Here is a 1,008-nt window from a genome sequence, read left to right as displayed (position 1 = left end):
TCCTGCCGATATTTTTGTTTGTTCCGGCTAAAAACCAGTCAGGGCCTACTCTCGCTGTAGCTCATAAAAAAAACTAAAACTGTTACTATATCCAAATGTTTAGGATATCCCCGTACAAAATCACACCCTTCACTTCTCATTATTGATAACGTAGCCAAAATTTAAATTGGAGCTTATCAACACATGATTAGGTTTGAACTTGGAAACCAAATCTGCGTTTGCTTGTCCGAAAACGACATTTCTTTAGAGATCAACAACACACTCCACCACGCCATCCCTGTTAGTTCAAATGAGTATGCCATTCTTTCAACTATTGCTACTTACGGCAGTTTAAATGCGCCGATCAGTCAGCGCGTTATTGAGAGAAAAATCACTCAACACTACAAGATGGCTTTGCCAGAAAATGGATTTAAAAACGCGGTGGCAGCATTGAGAAAGAAGTTTCGCAAGCTCACGGAAGATCACGTTTCTCCCACGAGAAACATCATAGAAAACATTCACAGGACGGGATATTTCATCCCTTTTACCATGCTACATACTCACCAAAGCGGCATCTATCAACAAAAGAGAATCAACCAACACACGAAAAACAGCGTCAGAAAAGCCCTTCGTATTTGCTTGCGGAATAAAAGGATATACACCGACATCGCTTGGGTGCTGCTGGTTACTACAGCTATCTTTTTCTCGGTCTGCTATTACGCCATCAACAGTATTGTGAAACACAACTATTTAGATAGCGCATTGGACATTTCCGACAGCCTGTCTCAGATGAATTGCTATGCTGATGAAGACCAACTAAAAGGGTTGTTTGATAACGTAAAGCTCGTTGAATCCAGCATGATGTTGGATCGCTTTAATATCCGCTGCTTGGTCACGCCAGAGGCAGTAGTTCCCGTCAGCCAAAAAGCGTTCAACGAGTGGAGCGATAACAGCAATTACACGACTCAACCCTTCGACATCAACAACGCCACCATTTTAGCTCGTGTGAAAAACATCAACTTCCAGAAT

General features: G+C 42.1%; 1 pseudogene. It reads left to right on the top strand.

Annotated features, from left to right (window positions below):
• Positions 1-183: 183 nt before the first annotated feature.
• Positions 184-1,008: pseudogene (locus R8269_RS26585) on the top strand (EAL domain-containing protein); the annotation flags it as partial.

The sequence above is a fragment of the Vibrio sp. Vb0667 genome (assembly GCF_033391095.1).
This window is presented reverse-complemented; position numbering and strand designations above follow the sequence as displayed.